This is a genomic window from Saccharibacillus sp. O23, from assembly GCF_002205895.1.
Taxonomy (GTDB): Bacteria; Bacillota; Bacilli; order Paenibacillales; family Paenibacillaceae; genus Saccharibacillus.
Genome location: NZ_NJDE01000022.1, coordinates 1 through 26,300 on the forward strand (window position 1 = coordinate 1; position 26,300 = coordinate 26,300).

At 57.8% G+C, this 26,300-nt stretch carries 16 protein-coding genes and 1 rRNA gene; 1 reads left to right on the forward strand and 16 read right to left on the reverse strand.

Annotated elements, in window-relative coordinates:
• From CDO73_RS26990 to galU, 9 genes are all read right to left on the reverse strand, one after another.
• A 16S ribosomal RNA gene (locus CDO73_RS26990) occupies window positions 1-206 on the reverse strand; the annotation flags it as partial.
• Window positions 207-615: 409 nt separating this feature from the next.
• On the reverse strand, window positions 616-2,628 hold the full coding sequence (ligA, locus tag CDO73_RS21590; RefSeq protein WP_088490600.1) for an NAD-dependent DNA ligase LigA: 2,013 nt from the start codon (window positions 2,626-2,628) through the stop codon (window positions 616-618).
• Window positions 2,629-2,652: 24 nt separating this feature from the next.
• The gene (gene pcrA / locus CDO73_RS21595) at window positions 2,653-5,022 is read right to left on the reverse strand and encodes a DNA helicase PcrA (RefSeq protein ID WP_088490601.1); all 2,370 of its coding nucleotides are present in this window, start codon (window positions 5,020-5,022) and stop codon (window positions 2,653-2,655) included.
• A 245-nt stretch (window positions 5,023-5,267) separates the two neighbouring features.
• Window positions 5,268-5,972: a heptaprenylglyceryl phosphate synthase gene (pcrB, locus tag CDO73_RS21600; RefSeq protein WP_088490602.1), complete on the reverse strand. Its 705-nt coding sequence runs from the start codon at window positions 5,970-5,972 to the stop codon at window positions 5,268-5,270.
• A gap of 229 nt (window positions 5,973-6,201) precedes the next feature.
• Entirely contained in the window at window positions 6,202-7,473 is a 1,272-nt protein-coding gene (locus CDO73_RS21605; protein ID WP_088490603.1) for an ArnT family glycosyltransferase, read from the reverse strand.
• Between the two features lies 1 nt (window position 7,474).
• Window positions 7,475-7,969, reverse strand: a complete 495-nt coding sequence (locus tag CDO73_RS21610) for a GtrA family protein (RefSeq protein WP_088490604.1) — start codon at window positions 7,967-7,969, stop codon at window positions 7,475-7,477.
• Window positions 7,953-8,357 (reverse strand): DUF2304 domain-containing protein, encoded by a 405-nt coding sequence (locus tag CDO73_RS21615; protein ID WP_088490605.1) that lies wholly within the window; start codon window positions 8,355-8,357, stop codon window positions 7,953-7,955. The genes CDO73_RS21610 and CDO73_RS21615 overlap by 17 nt, the downstream gene beginning before the upstream one ends.
• The gene (locus CDO73_RS21620) at window positions 8,354-9,079 is read right to left on the reverse strand and encodes a glycosyltransferase family 2 protein (RefSeq protein WP_256972805.1); all 726 of its coding nucleotides are present in this window, start codon (window positions 9,077-9,079) and stop codon (window positions 8,354-8,356) included. Before CDO73_RS21620 ends, CDO73_RS21615 begins: the two co-directional genes overlap by 4 nt.
• A 452-nt stretch (window positions 9,080-9,531) precedes the next feature.
• Window positions 9,532-10,428, reverse strand: coding sequence for a UTP--glucose-1-phosphate uridylyltransferase GalU (galU, locus tag CDO73_RS21625; protein WP_088490606.1), 897 nt, complete (start codon window positions 10,426-10,428; stop codon window positions 9,532-9,534).
• A gap of 290 nt (window positions 10,429-10,718) precedes the next feature.
• On the opposite strand from galU, the gene mraY reads away from it, so the two are divergent.
• The gene (gene mraY, locus CDO73_RS21630) at window positions 10,719-11,672 is read left to right on the forward strand and encodes a phospho-N-acetylmuramoyl-pentapeptide-transferase (protein ID WP_088490607.1); all 954 of its coding nucleotides are present in this window, start codon (window positions 10,719-10,721) and stop codon (window positions 11,670-11,672) included.
• Between the two features lie 38 nt (window positions 11,673-11,710).
• On the opposite strand, the gene rfbB is transcribed toward mraY, so the two are convergent.
• The 7 genes from rfbB to uvrB form a co-directional block, all read right to left on the reverse strand.
• Window positions 11,711-12,721: a dTDP-glucose 4,6-dehydratase gene (gene rfbB / locus CDO73_RS21635; protein WP_088490608.1), complete on the reverse strand. Its 1,011-nt coding sequence runs from the start codon at window positions 12,719-12,721 to the stop codon at window positions 11,711-11,713.
• Between the two features lie 147 nt (window positions 12,722-12,868).
• Window positions 12,869-15,382, reverse strand: coding sequence for a U32 family peptidase (locus CDO73_RS21640; protein WP_088490609.1), 2,514 nt, complete (start codon window positions 15,380-15,382; stop codon window positions 12,869-12,871).
• A gap of 161 nt (window positions 15,383-15,543) precedes the next feature.
• Entirely contained in the window at window positions 15,544-17,181 is a 1,638-nt protein-coding gene (locus tag CDO73_RS21645; RefSeq protein WP_088490610.1) for a PA2928 family protein, read from the reverse strand.
• 175 nt (window positions 17,182-17,356) lie between these two features.
• Window positions 17,357-19,249: a stalk domain-containing protein gene (locus CDO73_RS21650; protein ID WP_143536166.1), complete on the reverse strand. Its 1,893-nt coding sequence runs from the start codon at window positions 19,247-19,249 to the stop codon at window positions 17,357-17,359.
• A 48-nt stretch (window positions 19,250-19,297) separates the two neighbouring features.
• On the reverse strand, window positions 19,298-20,356 hold the full coding sequence (locus tag CDO73_RS21655) for a S1C family serine protease (RefSeq protein WP_088490612.1): 1,059 nt from the start codon (window positions 20,354-20,356) through the stop codon (window positions 19,298-19,300).
• 327 nt (window positions 20,357-20,683) lie between these two features.
• Entirely contained in the window at window positions 20,684-23,563 is a 2,880-nt protein-coding gene (gene uvrA, locus CDO73_RS21660) for an excinuclease ABC subunit UvrA (protein ID WP_088490613.1), read from the reverse strand.
• Between the two features lie 390 nt (window positions 23,564-23,953).
• Window positions 23,954-25,948, reverse strand: coding sequence for an excinuclease ABC subunit UvrB (gene uvrB / locus CDO73_RS21665; protein WP_088490614.1), 1,995 nt, complete (start codon window positions 25,946-25,948; stop codon window positions 23,954-23,956).
• Between the last annotated feature and the right edge of the window lie 352 nt (window positions 25,949-26,300).

Consider the following 26,300-nt stretch of genomic DNA (forward strand, 5'->3'; position numbering starts at 1 on the left):
AAATATGGGTGGAATGGAGTGCAGAGTTGTGCTGTACTGAGTAATATTGCTGTCTGAGTGTATAAAGCACGTGGCTATGATCTGGTATATTTTGTTTTTTGCCGCTAAGCATCAAAGAAGCAAGCTTCTTATCAACTCCGCTCGACTTGCATGTATTAGGCATGCCGCCAGCGTTCGTCCTGAGCCAGGATCAAACTCTCCATTAAAGTTGCGACCCGAAGGCCGGCTTATCAAGAAAGCACCATGTGCTCGTTTAAAACGTGGCGAGAATTTTCATTCTCTATATTCTCACGATGACCGAAGCCATCGTTGTTCACTCACTGTTCAGTTTTCAAAGAACTTGCGGCCGGCAAACTTGCTTGCCGAACGTTTTATATCTTACTCTTTTTCGTTTCTGTTGTCAACACCTTTTTTCTCAGGTTTCACAACCTGATGTTTTCCGGTGTTGAGCGTGTCTCAGAAGCGACAAGAAATATCTTATCATTTACATATCAATAAAGCAAGCCTTTTTCTTCTCTTCTATCAAAAAAAGATGAAGGCCGGTTTCCCGGCCTTGTCTTTTCCTTACCCTAGCGCATGACCGGTGCCCGAAATCGAGCCTCCGAACCGCTGTCTTTATTCGTTCAACAGACGAATCAGTTCATCCTCGTCTTCGATGACTTCGATGCCGAGTTCGCGCGCTTTGGTCAATTTGCTGCCCGCTTTTTCGCCCGCGATCACGATGTCCGTTTTTTTCGACACGCTGCCCGTGACCTTCGCTCCCAAGGCTTCGAGCTTCTCTGCCGCCTCGTCGCGCGTCAATTGATGCAGGGTTCCCGTGAGCACGACCGTTTTGCCGCTGAAATAAGAATCCTGCTTGGCTTCGACCGGTTCAGGCGGCAATGTCGGATTTACGCCGAGCTGACGCATCTTTTCTACCCCCGCCCGCATGAACGGATCGTTGAAGAAGTTCACGATGCTCTCCGCTACGATATCGCCGACGTCCGGCAGTTCCACAAGCTCTTCCGCGGTAGCGTTGATTACTTTGTCCAGATCGCGGTAATGGTCCGCCAGCATCTTGGTCGTCGATTTGCCCGTATTGGGAATACCCAGAGCGAACAGGAAGGAAGCCAGATCCCGCGTTTTGCTCTGTTCGAGCGCATCGATCAGATTGCTCGCTTTGCGTTCGCCGAACCGCTCCAGTTTCACGAGAGATTCCCGTTCCAGTTCGTACAGCTCGGCCGGTTCGCGTACGTTCAACTCGTCATAGAGCTGAGTCGCCGTCTTGATGCTGAACGTCTCGATATCCATCGCGTCGCGCGAAGCGAAATGCGTAATCCGCCCGATCGCCTGCGGTTTGCAGGATAAGCGGTTATCGCAGAACAAGTGCGCGCCACGTTGAACGAGCGGGAATCCGCAGGCCGGACATTTTTCCGGATAGACGATCTCTTCGCCGTCGTTTTCTTCCGTCACTTTGCCCAGAATCTCCGGAATGACGTCGTTCGAACGTCGAATGAATACCCGGCTGCCGAGCGCGTGCTTAAGATTCTTGCGTTCGATATCGCCGACGTTGTTGAGCGTGCAGTTCTTCACCGTGACGCCTGCCAGTTCGACGGGCTCCAATCTCGCGATCGGCGTGATCTTGCCCGTTCGGCCCACTTCCCACGAGACGGACTCGAGCACCGTGGTGGTCTCTTCCGCTTCGAACTTGTAGGCGATCGCCCAACGCGGGAACTTGCCCGTATAGCCGAACGCGGCGCGGGTACGCATATCGACGATCTTCACGACGGCTCCGTCGATCAGGTAATCCAACTGGCCGCGTTTGGCCACGATCTCGTGCAGCTGCTCCATCACGTCTTCGAACTTATCGAAGTAGAAAATATACGGATTGACTTTGAACCGATTCTCGCGCAAAAACTCCATCATCTCGACATGGTCGGAGAACGTCTTCGCGTCGCTGTATCCTACATTATAGAAGAAAGCGCTGAGTTTGCGGCTCGCGGTGACTTTGGGATTCAAGTTTCGCAGAGCGCCGGCGGCCGCGTTCCGCGCGTTCTTCAGCGGCTCCGCGGCCGTCTTGTTGTAGCTCTCCAGCACGGACAGGTTCATGATGCCTTCGCCCTGCACTTCGATCGTGCCTTCCCGGTACGGAATAGTGAGCGGCACTGAACGGATCGTTTTGACCTGTTCCAAGATGCCTTCGCCCACCGTACCGTTGCCGCGCGTCGCCGCCTGCACCAATTTGCCGTCCGTATAAGTGAGGTTCAACGTCAGCCCGTCGAACTTCAGCTCCAGCGCGTACTGCAGTTCCGGCAGCGGATCGTCGGGATTCTTGGTATTGTAGTCGTTCCACAATTTCAGCGCGCGGGTACTCCACGTATTCAGTTCTTCTTCGCTTTGCGCTTTGTCCAGGCTCCACAACGGGGCCAGATGGCGGTGAGGAACGAAACCCGTAAGCAGTTCTCCGCCTACGCGCAGCGTCGGCGAGTCCGGAAGCACCATTCCGCTCTCTTGTTCCAACTGCATCAAGCGATCGTAAAGAACGTCATACTCTTTGTCGCTGACCAGCGGCTGATCCAACGTGTAGTAATGATAGCTGTACCGGTTGAGCTGCTCGACCAAGCCTTCCATTTCGTGCATCGCGTCCATGGATTCCCCGTCCTTTTTATCAAATTATTCGACTTTCGTGATCGGCGCGAAGCCCGCCAGCAATCTTTTGATGCCGACCGGAGCTTTGAACGCGATGTTCAGCTCGGTATCGTTGCCGCTGCCTTTGATCGACACGATCGTGCCTTCGCCCCATTTGCCGTGCGCAACTTTGTCGCCGACTTGAAACGCGCCGGTGTTGTTCGTGCTGCGCGCGGCCGGTTTGGCACCGCCCGCCGGAGTGACGGTCACCCCGGACGAACGCTGCGCCACGGCAGGACGGCCCATGCCGGTCGGCGAAGAGCTTGCGCCCGGCCGTCCGGCGCTGCGTCCCGAGCCGCCGAAGCCGCCCGAGGACGAACCTCCGCCGAAACCGCGGCCTCCGCCGCGCGAGTTGCCGTAGCCTTTGTCGGGATCTCCGCCGCGGCGGTAACGATCCGGATTGGTTCCGGTATCTTCGAGCAGTTCCGCCGGAATCTCCTGCAGGAAGCGCGACGGCGGGTTGGCGGTGGTGCGGCCGAACAGCGTGCGCATCTGCGCGCAGGAAAGGTAGAGCTGCTTCTCGGCGCGGGTGATGCCCACGTACGCGAGGCGGCGTTCTTCTTCCAGCTCGTCGTTGTCGAGGAATGCCCGGCTGTGCGGGAAGACGCCTTCCTCCATGCCGATGATGAACACGACCGGGAACTCCAGACCTTTGGCGCTGTGCATGGTCATGAGCACGACCGCGTCGTCGGAGATCTCTTCTTTCTTGTCGCCCATCGAATCGATATCGGCGATCAGCGCGAGATCCGTCAGGAACGCGACCAGCGATTTCTCGTCGTTGCGCGCTTCGAATTCCAGCGTAACGGACAAGAACTCGTCGATGTTTTCTACGCGGGCTTTGGATTCGAGCGTATTTTCTTTTTGCAGCTCGATCCGGTATTGGCTGAGTTCCAGAATCTTCTCGGTCAGCTCGGTCACGGACAAATAATCGACCATCCGATGCAGCGAGACGATCATATCGTAGAATTCGACCAGCGCGTTGCGCGTGCGTCCGGCGAAACCGAGATCGTCGACCGTTTCCAGCACTTTGAACATCGAGACTCCGCGTTCGGCCGCCGCAGCCGCCAGCTTCGCCACGCTGGTATCGCCGATTCCCCGCTTAGGCACGTTGATCACGCGCACCAAGCTGATATCGTCGTCCGGATTGGACAGCAGGCGCAGGTAGGCGAGCAGGTCTTTGATTTCTTTGCGATCGTAGAACTTGATGCCGCCGACGATCTGGTACGGAATATCCGACTTGATCAGCACTTCCTCTATGACCCGGGACTGGGCGTTCGTGCGGTATAGGATCGCGTGGTCTTTGTAGACCATTTTCTTCTTGATGTTCTTATGAATCTCGCCGGTCACGAAATAAGCTTCGTCATGCTCGGTGCTGCCGCGGAACACGCGAATATTCGCGCCGCCTTCTTGATCGGTCCACAGATTCTTCGGCTTGCGTCCGGTATTGCGGCCGATGACGCTGTTCGCGGCGTTCAGGATGTTGGCCGTGGAACGATAGTTCTGCTCCAGCAGGATCGTCTCGGCTTCCGGGTAGTCTTTTTCGAAATTCAGGATGTTCGTGATGTCGGCTCCCCGCCAGCGGTAGATGGACTGGTCGCTGTCGCCCACGACGCAGATCTGATGATGTTTGTCGGCGAGCATGCGGCACAGCATATACTGCGCGCGGTTGGTATCCTGATATTCGTCGACGTGGATGTAACGGAATTTCTTCTGGTACGAATCCAGCACTTCCGGCACTTCGTTGAACAGCTCGATCGTCTTCATGATCAGATCGTCGAAGTCGAGCGAGTTATTGCTGCGAAGCCGCTTCTGATACATGCCGTAGACTTTGGCCGCGATGGATTCCATGTAGTCGCCGCCGGCTTTCTGTTCGTACTGGGTCGGCGTGATCAGTTCGTTCTTCGCGGCGCTGATCAGAGCTTGAACCGCCTTCGGTTCGAACTTCTTGGTGTCGAGGTTCAAGTCTTTCATGCAGTTGCGGATGACCGACAATTGATCGCCGGAGTCCAGAATGGAGAAACTGGACGAGAAGCCGATCCGCGGGATGTCGCGGCGCAGAATTCTGACGCACATGGAGTGGAACGTGGAGACCCAGATTTCTTTGCCTTCGGGACCGACGAGCGCGGAGACCCGTTCCTGCATCTCCCGGGCGGCTTTATTGGTAAACGTGATCGCCAAGATACCCCAAGGCGCGCTCTTCTTGGCTTGGATCAAGTGGGCGATGCGGTGCGTCAGCACGCGCGTCTTGCCGCTGCCCGCGCCGGCCATGATCAGCAGCGGGCCGTCGGTCTTGAGCGCGGCTTTGCGCTGCTGCGGGTTCAGGCGTGCGATCGATTCGTCAAGATTAAAAGACATGGATGGTGCTCCTTTCGGGTGTGCGCGAGGGAGACGCTCCGCTCTGCTCGCGCATGGTGGTGGTTAGGGAAAAGGCATAAGGAATGCGCATATTGACGCATTCCGGGATTGGATGACTTCAATTTAGGACAGGGACTTCTATCGGAAGTCCGGGTAGGGCCGGAGGCGAACGCCATTCGCGTTCTGTCCGGCCGGGAGTTGGGATGAACAGACGATCGCCTGTTCATCCCAACCTCAGCGCCATGCTATTCGCTCAGCTTCGCGTCGCGAACGCCGCGCACGGTATCCAGCGCGGCCGGCAAATCGTCATACACGATATTGCCGACGACGACGGTGTCGGCGACTTCGGCTGCGGCAAGCGCGGTCGCGTAATCGCGAACGCCGCCGCCGTAGAACACGGAAGCTTCGTCCGTCACTCGCCGCACTTCGCGAACCAGATCCAGATCGCCGTATGTGCCGCTGTATTCGACGTAGACGATCGGCAGGCGCATCAGCTTGTCGGCCAAGCGGGCGCAGGCCGCGGCGGCTCCGGCATCGATGCCGGAATCGGCGCCGGTCAGGCGCGCGACGGCGGAGTCGGGGTTCAGCACGATATATCCTTCGGCGGCGAGCATGTCCCACGGGATCAGTTCGCCGTAACTCTCGAGACCCGCCCGGTGATGGCCGACGATCCATTCCGCCCGATTCGTGTTAAGAACCATAGGAATCAAATACAGATCGAATCCCGGCACGACGGAGTCCAGCGTCGAGACCTCTTGCGCGCAAGGCAGTTCGTATCGCCGAATACGCGACATCAGATCCACCGTATTGTCGTAGGTCACGCCGCTCGACCCGCCGACCAGAATCGCGTCGCTGCCCGATAAGCATACCGCCTCCAACTGTTCGTCGGTCAATTCCCGATCCGGGTCCAACTTGAAGACGTGCCGCCACGTCTTGAATATCTGACTCAATTTTACTCCTCCATCCGCCGTGTTCGGCTCTGCGGCGCACCGACGTTTTTCGGTTTTTCGCGCCTCCGAGCAGGGTGTTCCAACCTAAGTCTATGCTACGCATAAGACGGTGTCAATTTTTTGTTCGCATCCTATGCGAACACTTCGGAATTGCCTGTTCGGGGACGATTCGTATCGAAATCGAACGCCGAAAAACCGCTCCGAAAAGAGCGGCTTCGGTTCGTTCGATTCAATTCGGCATGCTTCGGCGTATTGCCCGTCTGCTCTGCCGCCGATCATATAAGCCGAGTAGCGCAGGCGCGGCAAACAGCGCGAACAAAAACAGATTCGGATATCCGTATCTCGGAATCGCGATGAACGGAACATAGATGAGCGTCAAGCCGAGCAGCACGGCCAACGGAACATAGGCGGGCCGCAGCTTTTTTCGGATCGCCGCGAACATGCCGTACAGCCCGAGCAGCACGTAAGCCGCATGAATCGGGAAATAATGCGCCCAAGTCATGCCGAGTATCGGCCGCTCCCAATACGCGATGCCGTACAATCCGCCGAACTTGCCGAAGGTGTAGAACGCCAGATACTTCAGCGGTTCGTGCACGAATCCGTACGCCACCATCCGACCCGCCGCCTGCGCCATGGCGTCGTCCGATCCGTTCATGACGTCGCCGCCGTATTCCGGATACTTGTCATAGAATCCGTCCGGTACCTGACCGAAAGCGGCGGAACCGAGAATTAAAGGGCTGCCGACGGATTGGGTGAACGGAATGAAACGCCCGAACGCCTCGTAGTTGCGAATCCACCACGGAGACATCAACACCGCGAAAACGCTCAAGATGACGACGGTATACGCCAACATGCGTTTGAACGAATAGCGGCGCGCCAACCAGAAGAGCCCCGGAATCAGCGGCAGAACGGCGGCCTGCGGCTTGTAATAACACATCGCGGTCCAACAGACGGCGAACAAAGCCCAATTCAAGCTCTTCGGTCGATCGAGCGCGCGAAGCAGCCAACAGACGGTCAGCATCAGGAATAAACGGAAAGACGATTCGGTCAAGATCGATGCGGAAATGAAATAGTCGGGCAGGTAAAGCGCCAGCAGGACAGCCGCGGTCATCGCGATCCGGCCGCTGCCGAACACCCGCCGGGCAAGCACGAACATCAGATAGACGCCGAACGCTTGAAAAGCGCCTTGAACGAGACGAAGCAGCACGGCGCCTCCTTCGATTCCCGCGATCGCTTTGAATCCGGCCAGCATTAGCGGAAACAGAGGCATGATAAACGTGGACGGCTCGCTGCCGGTGTTGTAGGTCAACACGCCGGTGCGAAGCAGCACGTCGGCGGTCTGCGCGTATTTGACGTCGTCGTCGTTCATCTTGGCGTAAGAGCCGAGCAGCAGACGGTCGCCGTAACCGAGCGACACGGCGCAGCTTACGGCGAACACGAGCAGGCAGAGCAGCAGCAGGCGAATCCGGGTCTGCCGGGTTTCTTCTTTTAACGAAAACAAGTCAGCCGCCCTCCCGTTTCGGGGTGCGGAACGCCCATGCTTTGTTCAAGATAAAATTATGGATCGGCACAAGCACGATCGCCGTGATCTGTCCGTAGCCGTACCACCAGCCGAATACGCGATCGAACAGGTAGATGATCAGCAGATTGAGTACCAGACCCGCGCAGGATACCGCCGTGTATTTGATCAATGTCGAAGCGGAGCGTCCGCTCTCTTTGAACGTCCAGATCGAATTGGCGGCATAAGAGAACAGCAGCGACAGAATGAATCCCAGCGCGGAACCGACCAGCGGATCGCCGTGGCCTTTTTCCACGTAAAGAAAAAGCGTGCCGGTCTGAAGCAAAGTGCCGAACACGCCGATCACGCCGTATTTGACGAAATCGAGCAGGTGATCGCGAATGACGGGAGGCAGCAGACGAAGCAGTCGATTATAGGCGGTAATCCAAACAGACGGCGCTGACGTTTCCCGATCCGCGCGTTTATCGATCGGCGGCATCGGGTCTTCCTCCTCTCTCCCGTTCGGCCTGTTCCAATCGGCGCTCCAACTGCTCGACTTTGTGATTCATCAGGCCGACTTCCTGAGTCAAGGTCCGCAGTTTGCGGGAGTGATTCGAAAGCGAGACGGTCAAACTGTACAGAATGAGGAAAATGGACGAAACGGCCAGCAGGAACACCGCATTGACCGGCACTTGGATGCCCATGACACGAGCGATCAGGAAGAAAATCTGCGGGAAGACCGCTACGACGACGCCGGCCGCACCGAAAAAGATCCAGACCAACGCGTATTTCAGTTCCAGCTTATAGCGGCGCGTGCGATTGACGAACACGAACAGCACGACCAAGCTGAACGCGACCAGCAGCAGCTGCAGCTTCAGATTGATCATGTGCGGCGCACCCCGCTTCCGCGCAGCGCGTCGATCAAGATCGCCAGCGAGACTTTGATCATGTAATAGACGGAACGGAAACTGCGGATGGAAGAACGGCCGCCGACGCGTTCGGACATCAGTACCGGCACTTCCGAGACTCTTCCGCCGAGCCGCAGCACATGCACGATCGATTCCGGTTCCGGATAATCGGTCGGATACTGCGCGGCGAACATCGCCATGATCTCGCGGTTGACGGCGCGGAAGCCCGAAGTCGGATCGGTCACGGTCTGGCCGCTGATCAGACGGATCAACCGGCTGAAATAACGGATGCCGGCGCGGCGCAGGAAGGTCGATTGGAACCCTTCTTTCTCGATGTAACGCGAACCGATCGACAGATCCGCTTGACCGGCGAGCAGCGGGGCGATCAGCGCGGGAACGAATTCCGCGCGGTGCTGGCCGTCGCCGTCGAACTGGATCGCGATATCGTAACCGTGGGCGTAAGCGTATTTGTATCCGGTCTGCACGGCGCCGCCGATGCCGAGATTGCAGGGCAGGCTGACGATATTCGCGCCGATCTCCGCGCAGACTTCGGCGGTATCGTCGGTCGAACCGTCGTTGACGACCAGCGCTTCGAGCCCCTGCTCGCGCAAGGAAAGCAGCAGCGAACCGATATTCTCGCGTTCGTTGAACGCGGGAATGATCAGCAATATTTTGGGACGGACATTCAGGTTAGGCGGCAAAATAAGTTTCTCCTTTGTAGGCGTTCCGAATTCGGAACGCGGCAAATATCGACTTTCGCAAGCAGCACTAGGGCGTGTACGCAAACTTCGAGGGAAGCAGATTTAGGCGAATTTTCGTTCTCCGCAAGGAAGGGTTCCGAAGGCGTGCCGGGGCACGTCAAAGGGCGCTGACGCCCGTTGGCGATTCGGTCGTGCTTCTGGAGCGAATCCATTGCTGGTTCGGTTATGCTTCTGGAGCGAATCCGGCGCTGAAGGGCGAAAAGGCGGCTAAAGATGCACATCGTTAAGTTTGCTTACACGCCCTAGCTTAATGTCTCTATCTAATAAAGGCAAGCGGGCAGAACTTCGTTACGGAGCGAAAAACACGCAGTCGAAGACGCGACGAAGCCCGGCCGGCGGCCGGGCTTGACGATGCGCGGATTTCGATTGCGAACGGCGCGGGAACGATCGGCTTAACCGTTGTTCTCGAGTTCGGCCAGCGCCTGCTTCATGTAAGCGACAAGCGGTTCGCGCATCTCGTCGTTCTTGAGCGCGTAATGGATGGTAGTCTCGATAAATCCGATCTTCACGCCAACGTCATGGCGCTGTCCCTCGAAGTTGTAGGCCAGCACTTCTTGAGACTGTCCGAGCGTGGCGATCGCGTCGGTCAATTGGATCTCGCCGCCGGCTCCCGTCGGCTGATTCTCCAGAATCTCGAAGATCTCCGGCGTCAGGACATAGCGGCCCATGATGGCGAGATTGGACGGCGCGTCTTCGCGTTTCGGCTTCTCGACGAGGCCGTTGGCTTTGAACGTGCGGGATTCGCCTTCGATCGGCTGGCTGTCCACGATCCCGTAGCGGAATACGTCTTCCCACGGCACTTCCTGCACGCCGACGATCGACGCTTGATGTTTGTCGAACACGTCGAGCATCTGCTTGAGGCAAGGCGTATCGGATTCGACGATATCGTCGCCCAGCAGCACGGCGAACGGTTCGTTGCCGATAAACTTGCGGGCGCACCAGATCGCGTGGCCCAGTCCTTTCGGTTCTTTCTGCCGGATATAGTGGATATCGGCCATGTCGGCGGCGCGGCGGACTTCTTCGAGCATCTCCCATTTCTCGTTCTCTTCGAGATTGTGTTCCAGCTCGAACGAGGTGTCGAAGTGGTCTTCGATCGCGCGTTTTTCTTTGCCGGTTACGATGATGATGTCTTCGATCCCCGATTTGACCGCTTCTTCGACGATGTACTGAATGGTCGGCTTATCGACGATCGGGAGCATTTCTTTCGGCATCGCCTTCGTGGCGGGCAGGAAACGCGTGCCGAGACCGGCGGCCGGGATGATCGCTTTACGAATTTTTTGGGTATTCATTGAGAGGGTTCCTCCTAGGATTGGGGTTGGGATGACGCGGATGCCGCAACCCGCCGCTTCGCCTGTTCGTCGAGCCTGCCTGGTTGTCTTCATTTTATATCGAGTATCCGGAAAAAGCCAAATTCTGCCGGACTTCTCTTGTGGCGGGCGTGCAAATTGCTTAGAATAAGGAAGTTACGGCGTGCGGCGGAAGCTGCGTACGCATGTCCGGCATCTTCGTTACATAACTTATTATTAACCGATAGATCCGCTTCAAAATCCGAATTGCCGATTGGAGAATACCGAAACCCATGAACTTTTACACATTGATTGCCGCTGTCCTCTCGTTCGTCCTCGTCGCCCTGCTGTCGCCGCTCTGGATTCGCACGCTGCGCCGCATCGGATGGCTTCAGCCGATCCGCAAAGAACTGCCGCCCGATCACCAAGCCAAAAAAGGCACGCCGCTTATGGCGGGCATGATCTTCATGATCGGCGTGCTGGTCGCGCTGATCGCCCAGCCGACGCCGCTGATGTGGCTGCTGGCCGCTTCGTTCGTGCTGTTCGGCATCGTAGGGTTCAGCGACGACTTCAAAAAAGCCGCTTTCCAAGATCCTCAGGGCATCTCGGGCAAAGCGAAACTGATCTTCCAGTTCGCGTTCACCATCACGCTGCTGCTGATCGCCATGAACAGCTTCAGCGTGGCGCCGACCATCGCGTTCCCGGGCGGATTCGTCTGGACGCTTCCGGCCGTGATCTATTTCATCATTATGCTGCTGTTCATCGTCGGCTCGGCCAACGCGATCAACTTCACGGACGGTCTGGACGGCCTGCTGATCGTCGTATCCGTTCCGACGTACCTGTTCTTCTTCGTGATCTCCGACGAACCGGCGATCAAGCTGTTCTCGCTGGTGATGATCGGCGCGCTGTTCGGCCTTCTGCTGTACAACAAATATCCGGCCAAAGCTTTCATGGGCGATACCGGCTCGCTGGCGATCGGCGGTTCGCTGTCGCTGATGGCGGTGCTCGAGAAAGTCGAGATTCTGGTGCCGCTGCTGTTCATTATCTACTTTGCGGAGCAGTTCTCGGTCATCATTCAAGTCACGTATTACAAACGGACCAAAAAACGCATCTTCCGCATGACGCCGATCCATTATCATTACAGCTTGAAATACGGTTGGAACGAACGCAAGATCGTCGCGGTATTCGGCTGCGTGTCTTGGATCGGGGCGTTCTTGAGCTGGTTGATCTGGTATTTGTGGATGTAAACAAAAGACGACTTCCTCGTGAAGTCGTCTTTTTTGTTTTAATGAGGAAGGTAGGGAAGTACGGGACGGGAACGGAGGTATTCGCCGGATTCGATGCGGGACAGCCATTCGGGATTGGCGAGGTACCAGTCGATCGTCGAGTGAAGGCCTTTTTCGAAAGTATGCTGCGGGCGCCAGCCGAGCTCTGTTCGAATCTTGGAAGCATCGATCGCGTAGCGGCGGTCGTGGCCGGGACGGTCGGCGACGCGTCGGATCAGACTCTCGGGTTTGTTCAGCCGCTTCAGAATCGCTCGCACGATCTCGAGGTTGGTCCGTTCGTTCATGCCGCCGATATTATACACTTCGCCCGGAGAGGCCTGACGGATGACGAGATCCAGCGCGCGGCAGTGGTCTTCGACATGCAGCCAATCGCGGATCTGCATGCCGTCTCCGTAAACGGGCAGCGGTTTGTTCGCGAGCGCATGCCGGATCATGAGCGGGATCAATTTTTCGGGGAATTGATACGGGCCGTAATTGTTGGAACAGCGGGTGATATTGACCGGCAGCCCGTATGTTTCGCGATAAGCGCGAACCATGAGGTCGGCGGACGCTTTGGACGCGGAATACGGGCTGTTGGGCGCAAGCGGCGTGTGTTCGGTGAACGATCCGGCGTCGCCGAGAGTGCCGTAGACTTCGTCGGTCGATATCTGGACGAAGCGCCGTACGCCGTGTTTGCGCGCGGCTTCGAGCAGGATTTGGGTTCCTGCAACGTTCGTTTCCACGAAGATCGCCGGATCCGCAATGCTGCGATCCACATGGGATTCGGCAGCGAAGTGGACGATCGAGTCGACGCCTTCGCCGACCAACCGGTCGACCGCCGCCCGGTCGCGGATATCCGCATGCACGAAACGATAACCGGCGTCGTTTTCGACGGATAACAGGTTATCGGGATTGCCCGCATAAGTGAGCGCGTCCATATTGACGATCTCGTCGTGAGGGTAGCGCCGGCGCATATAGCGGATAAAATGGCTGCCGATAAAGCCCGATCCTCCCGTAACCAACAGCTTCATGCTTGTCTCTCCTCTCTGTCGATGGTCTTCTTCCTGCTTCTGTTTCCATCTTAGACGGCCTTCGCCGGCTTGGCAAAAGAAAAAGACGTTTCGCGCAAAAAGGCGAAACGTCCTTGAAAAGACGATCTGGCAGACGGTCTGGGCTTCTTACTTCACCAGCTGCCCGCGGGTAACCCCGAGTTGGTTGGTCGCTTTGAGCTTGCGCCAGACTTCGGAGCTGCTGATCTCGCCGCGCAGGGCGCGGGTGTAAAGATCGATGACTTCTTGAACTTGATCCGGCGTCTCTTCGAGAAATTCGACGCGGTACGTCGGCACGCCGGCGTTCAAGAATTCGTTGAGGTATTCGGCGCCGGACTGTTCGATCGCGTTGTAGACCGTGTTGCGGCAGCCTTCGTCGACGCGGACCGGGTGGGACATGCCGATGCGGTCGCGCAGCGACGCGCGCTGCTCTTCGCACGGACGGCCGCAGTTCGTGTAGTTCGTGCCTTCGCTCATGAACGTGCAGTAGACGCAGTGTTCCGTATGGAACATCGGCAGATGCTGATGGATGACGATCTCCATCTTGTCGGTCTGCGAACGGCCCAGCAGATCGACCATCTGCTGGATATTCAGGTCGTACGACGGCGTCACGCGGTCGAGACCGGCTTCGAGGAACAGATCGACGGCTTTGTGGTTCGCGATATTGAGCGAGAAGTCGCCGATCAGTTCCGGATGCTTGAGATCCGGATTCTCCATGCGGTGGCGCAGGTAGTAATACAGGGCACCGGTATTGCGGACGAGCACGGCATCCGGCTCCAAGCGAAGGATGTTCGCGTGGTAGCCGTTCTCGCCCGGCATGTGGATGCGCGGCGTCGCCAGCGCGATCCGCTTGCCGGCCGCCCGTACGGCTGCGACGGCCGCCGGGAACTGCTTGATGAATTCGAAGTCGGCGTAGATCATGCCGACGCCGGCTTCCAGTGCCGCTTCGACCTGCGGCAGGCTCCGGCACAGCGCCGTGAGGCTGGCTTCCGAGCGGTCCAGCGGCTTGACCGCCGGCGCGGAATCGCCGTACACGGCGATATCGCGTTGGACGTAGACCGGCGGCTTCGGACGCTCGCCGGCCAGTTCTTCGACCGCGCGGCGGCGCATCGCGTTCAGCTCGCGCATCGGCACGATGACGTCCCCGTGCAGTTGGACGTCCAGTTCTTCGAGTTGGTAGACCGTGCCGCCGAGGCGGCCGAACTGCTCTTCGAGAATCTCGTAGCCGAGCGGACGCTTCTTGGCGATCTCCAGTTCCATCTCGGACTCGACGCGAACCGTCGTGCCTTTGTCCAGATCGGTCCAGACCGATACAAGCGGCTGTCCCGGGTTGCCCATGACTTTGACGGCCAGCGGGAACACGCGGTACGGCTTATCCGTTTCGTACGTCTGGCGCAGTCTTTTGTCCAGCGCCGGATCGTTCGTTTTCCAAATGCGGTCGCCGACGTGCAGACGGCGCAGATCGACGTCGTTGCGGCCCGGCACGATATCGATGACCCAGCCTTGATCGGCTTCGCCTTCGAGCTTCACGCCTTTGCGGCGCACGTCGTATACGCGTCCGCCTTCTTCTTTCTTGGTCGGATCGCCCGCGTCGAACACGATGCCGTCGCCGCGCTTAAGCGGGGCTTCGATGCGGCAGACGACGCCGTCGCGCAGAATCTGCTCGACCCGTCCGAGATAGACGCCGCGGCTTTTCGGGAAGGTGCCTTCCACGAGCTGCTTATTGTTGGTTCCGTCGAGGAATCCGTGCGTCAGACCGCGCGAGAAGCTCTGCTGAAGCTCGCGGATCTCTTCTTCCGAAGGCTTGGAATCGTCGCCTTCGAAATAGCGGTTGATCGCGGCATTGTATTTGCTGACCACGTTCGCGACGTATTCCGGCGTCTTGAGGCGGCCTTCGATCTTGAACGAAGTCACGCCCGCTTCGATCAGCTCCGGCATGATGTCGATCGCGGCCAAGTCTTTCGGCGACAGCAGATACGCGATATCGCCCATCGGCTTGTGTTCGCCGTCGACCATCAGATCGTACGGCAGGCGGCAGGCCTGCGCGCATTCGCCGCGGTTGGCGGAGCGTCCTCCCCACATTTCCGAAGTCAGGCACTGGCCGGAATAGGACACGCACAGCGCCCCGTGCACGAATACTTCCATCGGCAGCTTCGCCTGCTCCCCGATTTTCTGGATCTGCTTCAGATTATTTTCCCGTCCCAAGACGACGCGTTCCATATTGAAAGGCTTCGTGAACTCGACCGCTTCCGGCGAAGTGATCGTCATCTGCGTCGAACCGTGAATCGGGAAATCCGGCGAGATTTCGCGAATCATTTTGACTAGGCCCAAGTCCTGCACGATCACCGCGTCCACTCCGGCGACTACGCATGCGTCAATCAGCTCGCGCGCGTCTTCCAATTCGTTTTCGAACACGAGGATGTTGAAAGTCAGAAACCCTTTAACTCCGTAACTGTGCAGAAAGCCCATGATCTCCGGCAGTTCGTCCATGCGGAAGTTGTTCGCTCTCGCCCGCGCATTGAATTTCTCGACGCCGAAAAAGACCGCGTCCGCTCCGTTGGCTACGGCCGCGCGCATGCAATCCCAATCGCCGGCCGGTGCCAGCAGTTCGACGTCCCGTCTCGTAATTCCGTTAACGCTCATAAAAATGGTATCCCTCCAAATAACTTGCTTCGATCCTGTATGCATTTATCCGACAAAAATCCCGCCGGGCCGAACCCCGCGGGAATGATCTGTAGCACGACCTTTATCTTATTCATTTTAACAGACTGCAATCGGCGTGCATACAAGCATTTCGATCTTTTCTAAAATTTTAAAGACCGATCGTAACGGAAATCGTAACCGGCTACCGCGCCGTCCTTGAGCGATACGGTCATCAAGTAAGAATTCCCGCTGCTGTCGCTGCCGACGAGCGAGAGTTTATCGCCGGCCCGATCGTAGCTGCTTAGCGATTGCAGGCGCGTATCCGCGGTCCACAGCACTTTGCCCGCTTGCAGATCGACGGCGCTCAGCAGAAGGCTCGGCGAATTCGAAACGACGGAATCGTGCGCGATCAGGAAAATCTCGTGTCCGCTCCCGCCATCGGTAAAACGAAAAGGCGTCGCATCGGGCAAACCACCGAAGCGTTCCAACGCACGCGCCGTATCGCCGTATTTCGTGTCCCGCTCGCGATAAGCTTCGATCTCTTGGTCGTATTTATCGCGCGCCGCGTAATAAGCATCCATTCTGCGATCTTCTTCGGCGCTGTAACGCTCGTATTCCGCGACCGTCATTCGGGACGGCCAATCCAGGCTTTCCGGCAGGTCGGGCATCTTCGGCTCTTTCTCGACCTTGGCGAAATCCGGGAATTCGCTCATCACGTAAGGATCGGAAGACGTGCTGCCGTCCAGATCGGGATCGCTCAGGAACCCTCCGTTCAAAAAGACGTCGTCCAGCACCGGTTTCAGATCGTCCGCCGCCAATTTGCCGCCTTTGAGCAAGCTGGCGCCGTACAATTTCTTGCGCGGATCGGCCGCCGCTCCGGAAGCCGCGCTGGCGTCTTCCGCCCCGATCGTCCCGTCCTTGACCCGGGCCGCTTCGTCTTCCGTCAGAAACAGCCTATACCGTCCGTCGTCCGCGCCGGAGCGGATCAGTCCGATTCGCCCCAGAGCCCGAGGCTCGGCGGACGCGTCGCCGCTGCCGAAATAGTCGGTCAGCTTGACCCCCGTCAGCAGACTCCCTTTGAGCGTATTCGGATCGATGCCGTACAATTGACCGTCCAGCCCCTGCACCACGACCCGGCCGTTCTTGGCATCCCAACGATACCGGGCCGCTTCTTCCGGCAGTTTGCCTTGAAGTTCCGGGTTGGACGCTTGCAGTTTCTTGGCGTCCGCGGCTTCGCTGCCGTCCGACTTGTTCAGCACGACCAGATGCTTCCCGTCGAACGCGGCGATCCGCCCGTCCGTCTGTCCGAGCAGCGTCGGGGCATAAGCCCGGCCGATGTTGGTCTTCCACAGCGGCGCTCCGGTATCGGCGTCGATCGAATAGACATAGGCTTTGCTCGTTCCGCTCGTAATCCCACGTTCGCTGGAATTGGCGATGAATTTGTCGACGATGACCACGGAAGCCGGAACGCCGTTCTGCTCGTAAGCGAGCGTACCCGAAGCGATCCGCGCGCTGTCGGAACTGCCGAGCGCGATCGTCAGCACGAGGAACAAGCCGACCGGAAAAGCCAATAAGCCGAACGCGCTGCCGATCCAAGCGGCGAATACGCGGCCCGGCTTATGAGCGGGGCCGGCATCTCGAATATCGCGCGGTCGCGCGATCGAGCGAATCAGCGCGTTCAGCATCAGCAGGGCGAAAAGGCCCGCCAACGCATAAATGATCGTCAAAAACACATTATGCCATACGGAATCGTTGTACTGAAAAGCCAAAAGGATTTTCTCCCCTAACGTCGGTTCCATTGAAACAAGACTCCTTTCGAACGTTGTCTTTTTGCTGCGAAATCGCGGACCTGACTCTATGTACGAACAAAACAAAGACCGGTCGCGGGGAACCCGGACCGGTCGATGCCGGCCTGCTTGCGGGCGAGGCGGACCATCCGAAGACGATCCGCCGCGACAAAGCTTGCCATGCTCTCTATTTGGTGCTGTTCATGATGGGTTTGAGAAAAGCAAACGATTGGAGCGCGCGTTCGATTCCGGCCAGTTGAGCGGAAGTCGCAGCGCCTTGATCCAGTTCGTAATGAATCCGGTAAGTCGTTTCTCCATGCCGGAAGTAGACGTCTTCCGCTTGATACGCGCTGCCGTCCGTGCCTTTATACGCGATACGAATCGCGGGCACGCCCGCGAACGTCGTATGTTTCGGCGTCTCGGTCGTGAGCGTGGCATCGTCCAATTTCCGATCCGCCAGATCGCGAACCGCTCGGGCCGAGGCTGCTTCCAATCCGGCATCGACCGTGTCGATCCGGAACAGGCCGCCCGGAATCAAGAAGCTTCGAGCCACCCCGGCGCTTTCGATCGGCTGCGCGCTCCAATAAGCCGGAACGCTCATCCGGAAATCGTTGTTGCTGATCGTCATGCTCAAAGATTTGTCTTTAAGATACGAGATCTGTCCGAGCTTGCCGAAATTCGCCGGCACGGTCTCGAATTCGATCGCGAGCGAATTGACGATCTTGCGGAACGTCTGCTCGTTGTAAGCGGCCTGCGGCGCGGAGTAACGCAGAATGTACAGATAATCGCCTTTTTTCAGGACCAACCAGTTCCAGTGCTGCACGCCGCTGCCCAGATCGTAGGTCAGCTTCTCGATGCGCGCCGCTTCTCCTGCGGCTTTGGTCGATTCGGCCGCGATCGGCTGCGCGACGCCCGGCAGGAAGATTTCGTCCGCCCGGCTTTGCAGCAGCGTATGCCACTCTTGAAGAGTCTTGATCGTGCCGGCGGAAACGACGTCCATCGTCAATACCGAACCGTCTTCGCCTTCGTATTCGCGCTGCGAGCTGTCCGTCGGCGTCCAGCCTACCGGAACTTCCAACGTCGCGCCGTAATCCGGCACGGAAGTCGAGACCAAGCCGCCTTTGACGCCCGAGACGTCTTCCGTCTTCGTCCCCGGCGTCGCGAACGTCGGACGGAACGAGTTCAGCAGATCGTCCCATTTCGCAAGATCCGCGTAGCCTGCGGCGGTCGAATCGCCCAGATACAGCGAATAAGCGCGGCCGTCTTCGTAGTAGCGTCGGGACTGCCAATAGACGCCGTCCGAATCGAGCGTAATCACGCGCGCATACGGACTTGCGACTTGGCTGCTTACGATCTCGGAATCGACGACCGTCTCTCCCGCCGCTTCGGCTTCCTGCTCGAGCTGCTCTTGAATATCGGCTGCCGAAGCGTCGGCGCCTTCGTCCCAGACCTGCACCTGAAGCACGTACGTGCCGTCGGCATCGCCCATAATCGTCGAGAACTCGCTGCCGTTCGACTCCGCGGTCGCGCCGGCCGGATAATCGATCGACCAATCGGCGTAACTGCTGCCGACCCGCCCTGTCGTCTTCTCTTCTTCCGTCGGCGTACGGCCCGGAATTCCGTTATCGGACTTGAGCGTCACGACGATGCTGCCCGATGCAAATTTGACTTCGGCGCCCAGCATGTCCGTCACCGGACGCATCGGCACCATCAGCGTTCCGTTTTTCATGACGGGCGCGGCGGCCAAAGCGACTTTTTTGCCGTTGACCGTCGCGCTTTTGCCGCCGATCGCAAACGTGACGCTGCGCGAACCGTAAGACAGGCGCACGAGATTCTCGCCTTCCAATCGGCTGCTCGTTCCGAAAGTCCGCTGAAACACGCCCAGCGGCACCAGAGTCGTTCCGTTTTGCACGAACGGTTTCTCGATCGTTTCTTTCTCTCCGTTCACCAGCGCGGACGTGCTTCCGATCCGCATCTGCAAAGACAGCGTCACCTTCTCGGCCGCAAACGCCGGTACGGCGCTCGTCAGCGTCAGAAGCAGAACGAATAGAAGGGCCATCCCCTTTTTGGCTGCTCTCACTTGTCTTCCTCCTCTATCATTCGTTCCTATTGGATCTCGCACCCGAATCTATTCGCTCGCCAATACGATCCGGCGTTCCACGATGTCTCCGCCCGATTGCATCAGTACCCGAAGCGTTTGTCCGGGCCGGTACGATTTGAGCAGCTCGTTCAGGTCGACGAGCGCCGTAATGCGATGGCCCGCCACGCTGTACAAGACGTCCCCTTCTTGGACGCCGGCCTTCTTGGCTTGTTCCGATTGCACGGTCTTGACCGTCAGCGGATCGTCCGAAGGCAGACCGATCGCGGCCGAGAAGCTTTCTTCCAGTTCGAGACCGAGTCCCGCGCGGATCACTTCGCCGTTCTCGAACAATTGATGCACGATATACTGGACCGTATCGGCGGGAATCGTGAATCCGGTATTGTCGATGTCGACGGCCGCAAGCTTCATCGAATTGATGCCGATGATCTCGCCGCGCATGTTCACCAGCGGACCTCCGCTGTTGCCCGGATTGATCGTCGCGTCCGTCTGGATCAGGCGATAACCCGCGCCGGCCGAACGATTAAGTCCGCTGACGATGCCCAGCGTGGCGGAATTGCGCAGCGACGGCGCGATCGGCGTGCCGATCGCCACGACCTGTTCGCCAACCACGGTCTTTGCGTTGACCGGAACGAACTTGGCCGGCTTGAAGCCCGAGACGTTGATGCGAATAAGCGCGATATCGCTGAGCGGATCGCTGTACACTTCGCGCACCTTGTACGACTTGCCTTCGGAGGTGACGACTTCGATGTTCGTCATCTCGTCGACGACATGCGCGTTCGTCACGATCCAACCGTTCGAACGGATGATGACGCCGGAGCCTTGCGCCAGTTGGTAACCGTCGTCCGAACCTTCTTCTTCGCCTCCCCATTCGTCCGAATAATCGGACGGGACTCTGCCGATGATGCCGACGACCGAAGGCGATACCTGAGCGATCACCTGCGGAACCGTTTTGGCCGCCGCCGATGACGTCTTGCCGGTCTGGGCTTGGGCCGCCGCGACTTGCGTTTCCGGGAATAGACCTAACCCTCCGATGCCGATTGCTCCTGACAGCAGCACGCATGCCGCTTTTTTTCCCGTTATTTTCATACCGTCGACAACCCTCTTTCTTCGCGTGTCCGGATTCCGGCACAATCCACTCCACTGTAACACACAGAGCAAGGAAATCGCCAGCGCCGTCCCTTTTCTTCACTTTATTCCATTTCTTAGGGAAAACAAAGCCTTTTCCGCCGTCCTTTTTTTCGGTGCTCCGCGCAGCGGCGAGAAACGGCGAGAATTGGTCGAGAAACGGATGCAGACGGAACGCGCAGCAGAGCGTCCCGCAAAAAAAGGCCGCCCGAACGGCGGCCTTTTATCGCATCGTTCCCGAAGCTCATGTTCCGGAACCGACGCTTGTTATTTTGTACTTACGATCTTTTACTGGCCGGCGGGTTGATGGTCCGGTTCCAGCTCGCGGCGCGTGCGCTGCGTATCGCGTTCAAGCACGGGAGCCAGATAATAACCGGTGTACGATCCTTCGACCTTCGCGACTTCTTCCGGCGTGCCTACGGCGACGACTTGCCCGCCGCCGCTGCCGCCTTCCGGTCCCATATCGATCAGGTAGTCGGCGGTCTTGATCACGTCCAGATTATGCTCGATAACCAGCACGGTATCGCCCGACTCTTCTACCAGACGGTGCAGTACCGTCAACAGCCGATCGATATCGTCGACATGGAGACCCGTCGTCGGTTCGTCGAGGATGTAGATCGTCTTGCCGGTACTGCGGCGGTGCAGTTCGGAAGCCAGCTTCACGCGCTGCGCTTCGCCGCCCGACAGCGTAGTCGCCGGCTGCCCCATCTTCACGTAACCCAGACCCACGTCGAGAAGCGTCTGAAGTTTGCGGCTGATCTTCGGCACGTTCTGGAAAAATTCGACCGCATCTTCGATCGTCATCTCCAGCACGTCGGCGATATTTTTGTTTTTGTATTTGACTTCAAGCGTCTCGCGGTTATAACGCTTGCCTTTGCAGACTTCGCACGGCACATAGATGTCCGGCAGGAAGTGCATCTCGATCTTGATGATGCCGTCGCCTTTGCAAGCTTCGCAGCGGCCGCCTTTGGTGTTGAAGCTGAAGCGGCCTTTCTGATAACCGCGCACCTTCGCTTCGTTCGTCGTCGCGAACAGGTCGCGGATATTATCGAACACGCCCGTATACGTCGCCGGGTTGGAACGCGGCGTACGGCCGATCGGCGACTGGTCGACGTCGACCACTTTGTCGATATATTCGAGACCGCGAAGTTCTTTGTGCTTGCCGGGCTTGACCCGTGCCCGGTTAAGATCGCGCGCCAGCGTCTTATGCAGCACTTCGTTGACGAGCGACGATTTGCCGGAACCGGACACGCCGGTTACGGCCGTGAACAATCCGATCGGAATCTTGACGTTGACGTTGCTCAGGTTGTTCTCCTGCGCTCCGCGGATCTCCAACCAACGATCTCCCGGCTCGCGCCGGTTCAACGGAACGGGGATGAAACGGCGGCCGCTCAAATATTGGCCCGTCAGCGAGTCCGGATTGTCCATGATCTCCTGCGGCGTGCCCTGCGCGATAATCTGCCCGCCGTGCGCGCCGGCGCCCGGTCCGATATCGATGATATAGTCGCAGGCCATCATCGTATCTTCGTCGTGCTCGACGACGATCAGCGTATTGCCGAGGTCGCGCATATGCGCCAATGTCTTGATCAGACGATCGTTATCGCGCTGATGCAGCCCGATACTCGGTTCGTCGAGGATATACAGCACGCCCATCAAGCTCGAACCGATCTGGGTCGCCAGACGGATCCGCTGCGCTTCGCCGCCCGATAACGTGCCGGCCGCGCGGCTCATGGTCAGATACGTCAGACCGACGTTTTCGAGGAAACCCAGACGGCTGCATACTTCTTTGAGGATCAGATTCGCGATGGAACGATCTTTCTCGGTCAGCTCCAGCTTGTCGAAAAATTCGGACGCTTTGGAGATCGACAGATCGGTCACGTAAGCGATATTCTCGCCGCCTACCGTTACCGCGAGCACTTCGCGTTTCAGACGTTTGCCTTTGCACGTGCCGCAAGGCTTGGTGCCCATGAACCCTTCGATATACTCGCGCATGCTTTCCGACGAAGTATCGCGGTAGCGGCGCTCCAAGTTCGGAATGATCCCTTCGAACGCAACCGTCACTTCTTTGCTGCGTCCGAAGTCGCCTTCGTAACGGAAATGGACTTTCTGTCCGTCGCTGCCGTACAGGATCTTGTTCTTCTGTTCTTGGCTCAGTTCGGAGACCGGCACGTTCGTCGGAATGCCGTAATGTTCGCAGACCGCGGCCAGAAACTGCGGATAATAGTTCGACAGTCCGCCGCTCCATGCGGTGAACGCGCCGTCTTCGATCGTCTTGCGCTCGTCCGGAACCAGCAGATCGGGATCGACGACCATCTTATGGCCGAGACCGTCGCAATCCGGGCAGGCGCCGAACGGGCTGTTGAACGAGAACATGCGAGGGGACAGCTCGTCCATGCTGAATCCGCAGATCGGGCAGGCGAAATTCGAGCTGAAACGCAGTTCTTCCTGCCCCATGATGTCGACCAGCAGTTGGCCGCCGGACAGCTTCAGCGCCGTTTCGATAGAATCGGCCAGACGCGTCTGCACGTCTTCCTTGATCACGATCCGGTCGACGACGATCTCGATGGTGTGCTTTTTGTTTTTCTCCAGCTCGATCGTCTCCGACAGATCGCGAAGTTCGCCGTCCACGCGAACGCGGACGAAGCCCTGCTTCGAGATCTCGTTGAACAGGCTTTTATGCTCGCCCTTCTTGCCCGAGACGACGGGAGCGAGAATCTGCAGCCGGGTCTTCTCGGGGAACTGCATGATTCGGTCGACCATCTGCTCGACCGTCTGCGAGGTGATCTCCACGCCGTGATCCGGGCAGTGCGGCTTGCCGATCCGCGCGAACAACAGCCGCAGGTAGTCATAAATCTCGGTCACGGTTCCGACGGTCGAACGCGGGTTGCGGCTCGTCGTCTTCTGGTCGATCGAGATGGCGGGAGACAGTCCGTCGATCGAATCGACGTCCGGCTTCTCCATCTGCCCGAGAAACTGGCGCGCGTAAGCGGACAACGATTCGACGTAACGGCGCTGTCCTTCGGCGTAGATGGTATCGAACGCGAGCGACGATTTGCCCGAGCCGCTGAGGCCCGTCAGGACGACGAACCGATCCCGGGGAATGGTTACGTCAATGTTTTTCAAGTTGTGTGCTCTGGCACCTTTGATTACGATATTTTCGCTTGCCACCGGCCTCAACCTCCACTTAAATCATTCTGGGCAATTTTTGCGTCGAACGGCTGCTTCATGAAAAAAACCGATCCTCGTTACCGTCAGCCGGAACTCGGGAGACGCCTCGGGTCCGGCAGGTTCCTTACGATCGCGTGTTGAATTCGGATTTCCGGATTGGACTCTCAAGGGAAGAAATCCGAATTCAAAGGCGAACGCTTCGCTTCTTCAGGAACCTGCTTCCCCCTCGGCTGCCGTCCGTCGTTCGCTCACGTTAAACAAGGCGTTTTTTTCTTGAAACTCATTCGCGAAAAATTGCTTTGCGGCTAAAAAAGATCGCGTCCGCTCTTCGGCGGACGCTATATGACTGAATATAAGATCAAATCATCAAGGATAAAACGGGAGTCGGGGTCAGTCGGCCGCTTTCAATTCCAGCAGGGCGTCGCGAAGTTCGGCGGCGCGTTCGAAATTGAGGTTTTTGGCGGCGTCTTTCATTTCTTTTTCGATGCGGATCGCCATTTTCTCGCGTTCCTTCTTCGTCATCTTGCCGTCGAAACCGGAGAGGAAGTCGGAACCGCCTTCGGCGGCTTTGGTCGCTTCGATGACGTCACGCACTTTCTTCTTGATGGTCTGCGGCGTGATGCCGTGCTGCTCGTTGTAGGCCATCTGGATCGAGCGGCGGCGTTCGGTTTCCTTGATCGCCTTGTCCATGGACTCGGTGATCTTGTCGGCGTACATGATGACGCGGCCTTCGGAGTTCCGCGCCGCCCGGCCGATCGTCTGGATCAGCGAGCGTTCGGAACGCAGGAAGCCTTCTTTGTCGGCGTCCAGAATCGTTACCAGCGAGACTTCCGGCAGGTCGAGACCTTCGCGCAGCAGGTTGATGCCGACGAGCACGTGGAATACGCCGAGCCGCAGGTCGCGCAGGATCGCGATCCGCTCCAGCGTCTTGATGTCCGAATGCAGATAACGGACCTTGATGCCGACTTCCTTCAGATAGTCGGTCAGATCTTCGGCCATCTTCTTGGTGAGCGTGGTGACGAGCACGCGCTCGTCGCGTTCGATGCGCGTGCGGATCTCGCCGATCAGGTCGTCGATCTGTCCGTCGGTCTTGCGGATATCGATGATCGGATCGAGCAATCCGGTCGGACGGATGATCTGTTCCACCATCGTCGGGCAGTGTTCGATCTCGTAAGGTCCCGGCGTCGCCGAAACGTAGATCAACTGATTGGCTTTCTCTTCGAATTCCTCGAACTTCAGCGGCCGGTTGTCGAGCGCCGAAGGCAGGCGGAAACCGTAATCGACCAGCACGTTCTTGCGCGCTTGGTCGCCATTGTACATGGCGCGGATCTGCGGCAGCGTGACGTGCGACTCGTCGATCACGACCAGCATGTCGTCCGGGAAATAATCCATCAGCGTATACGGCGTCGCGCCGCGTTCGCGGAAAGTCAACGGTCCGGAATAGTTCTCGATGCCGGAACAGAAACCGACTTCTTTCATCATCTCGATGTCGTAGCGCGTCCGCTGCTCCAGACGCTGCGCTTCGAGCAGCTTGCCTTGTTCTTTGAATACCGCGAGACGTTCTTCCAGTTCCCGTTCGATGTTCTCGATCGCGACCCGCATCTTCTCTTCGCGGGTGACGAAGTGGGACGCCGGGAAGATCGCGACATGTTCGCGTTCGCCGATGATCTCGCCGGTCAGCACGTTGATCTCGCTGATCCGTTCGATCTCGTCGCCGAACAGTTCGACGCGGATCGCATGTTCTTCGCGCGAAGCGGGGAAAATCTCGACGACGTCTCCCCGCACCCGGAACGTGCCGCGCACGAAGTTGATGTCGTTGCGCTGATACTGGATATCGACCAGACGCGACAGAATGCTCTGGCGCGACTTCTCCATGCCGACGCGCAGCGACAGCAGCAGGTTGCCGTACTCTTCCGGCGAACCGAGGCCGTAGATGCAGGACACGCTCGCCACGATCACGACGTCGCGACGCTCGAACAGCGAGCTGGTCGCGGAGTGGCGCAGCCGGTCGATCTCTTCGTTGATGCTGGAATCTTTCTCGATGTACGTATCCGAAGAAGGAACATAAGCTTCCGGCTGGAAATAGTCATAGTAGCTGACGAAATAATCGACGGAATTGTTCGGCAGGAACTCTTTGAATTCGCTGGCGAGCTGGGCCGCCAACGTCTTGTTGTGGGCGATGACGAGCGTAGGACGGTTCAACTTCGCGATCGTCTGCGCGATGGTGAACGTCTTGCCCGTTCCGGTCGCCCCGAGCAGCGTCTGGTGTCTCTTGCCCGCCAGCACGCCGTCGACCAGTTCTTCGATCGCGCCGGGTTGGTCGCCCTGCGGCGAGAATTCCGAGACGATCTCGAACGGCTTGTTACTGATTACAATATCGCTCATTGGCCCTATTTCACCCTCATCGTTTGAAATGATAGTATTTGAAGCAAAGAATACGAAAAAAGCCGGCGTATCGCTTTCGTTTGACACGCCGTCCATCTGCTTTATATTGTTACATAACCACATTCTTTCGCGCTCCTAACGAACCTTGTCGGCGCGAAGCGGATTTCGGGCTTCGGAAACGGCGGATATTCGATCCTGCCGCGAACAAAAAACGTTGCGGATCATTCTCCGAACGTCGACTTCGAAGCGTCGGAGAAAGCTTTGATTTGCTCTCCGAACCGCCTCTGATAAGAATACGTGTTCCCGTTCAGTATACTCTTTTTCCCTAACCGTTGCAATTATTTATGAAAAA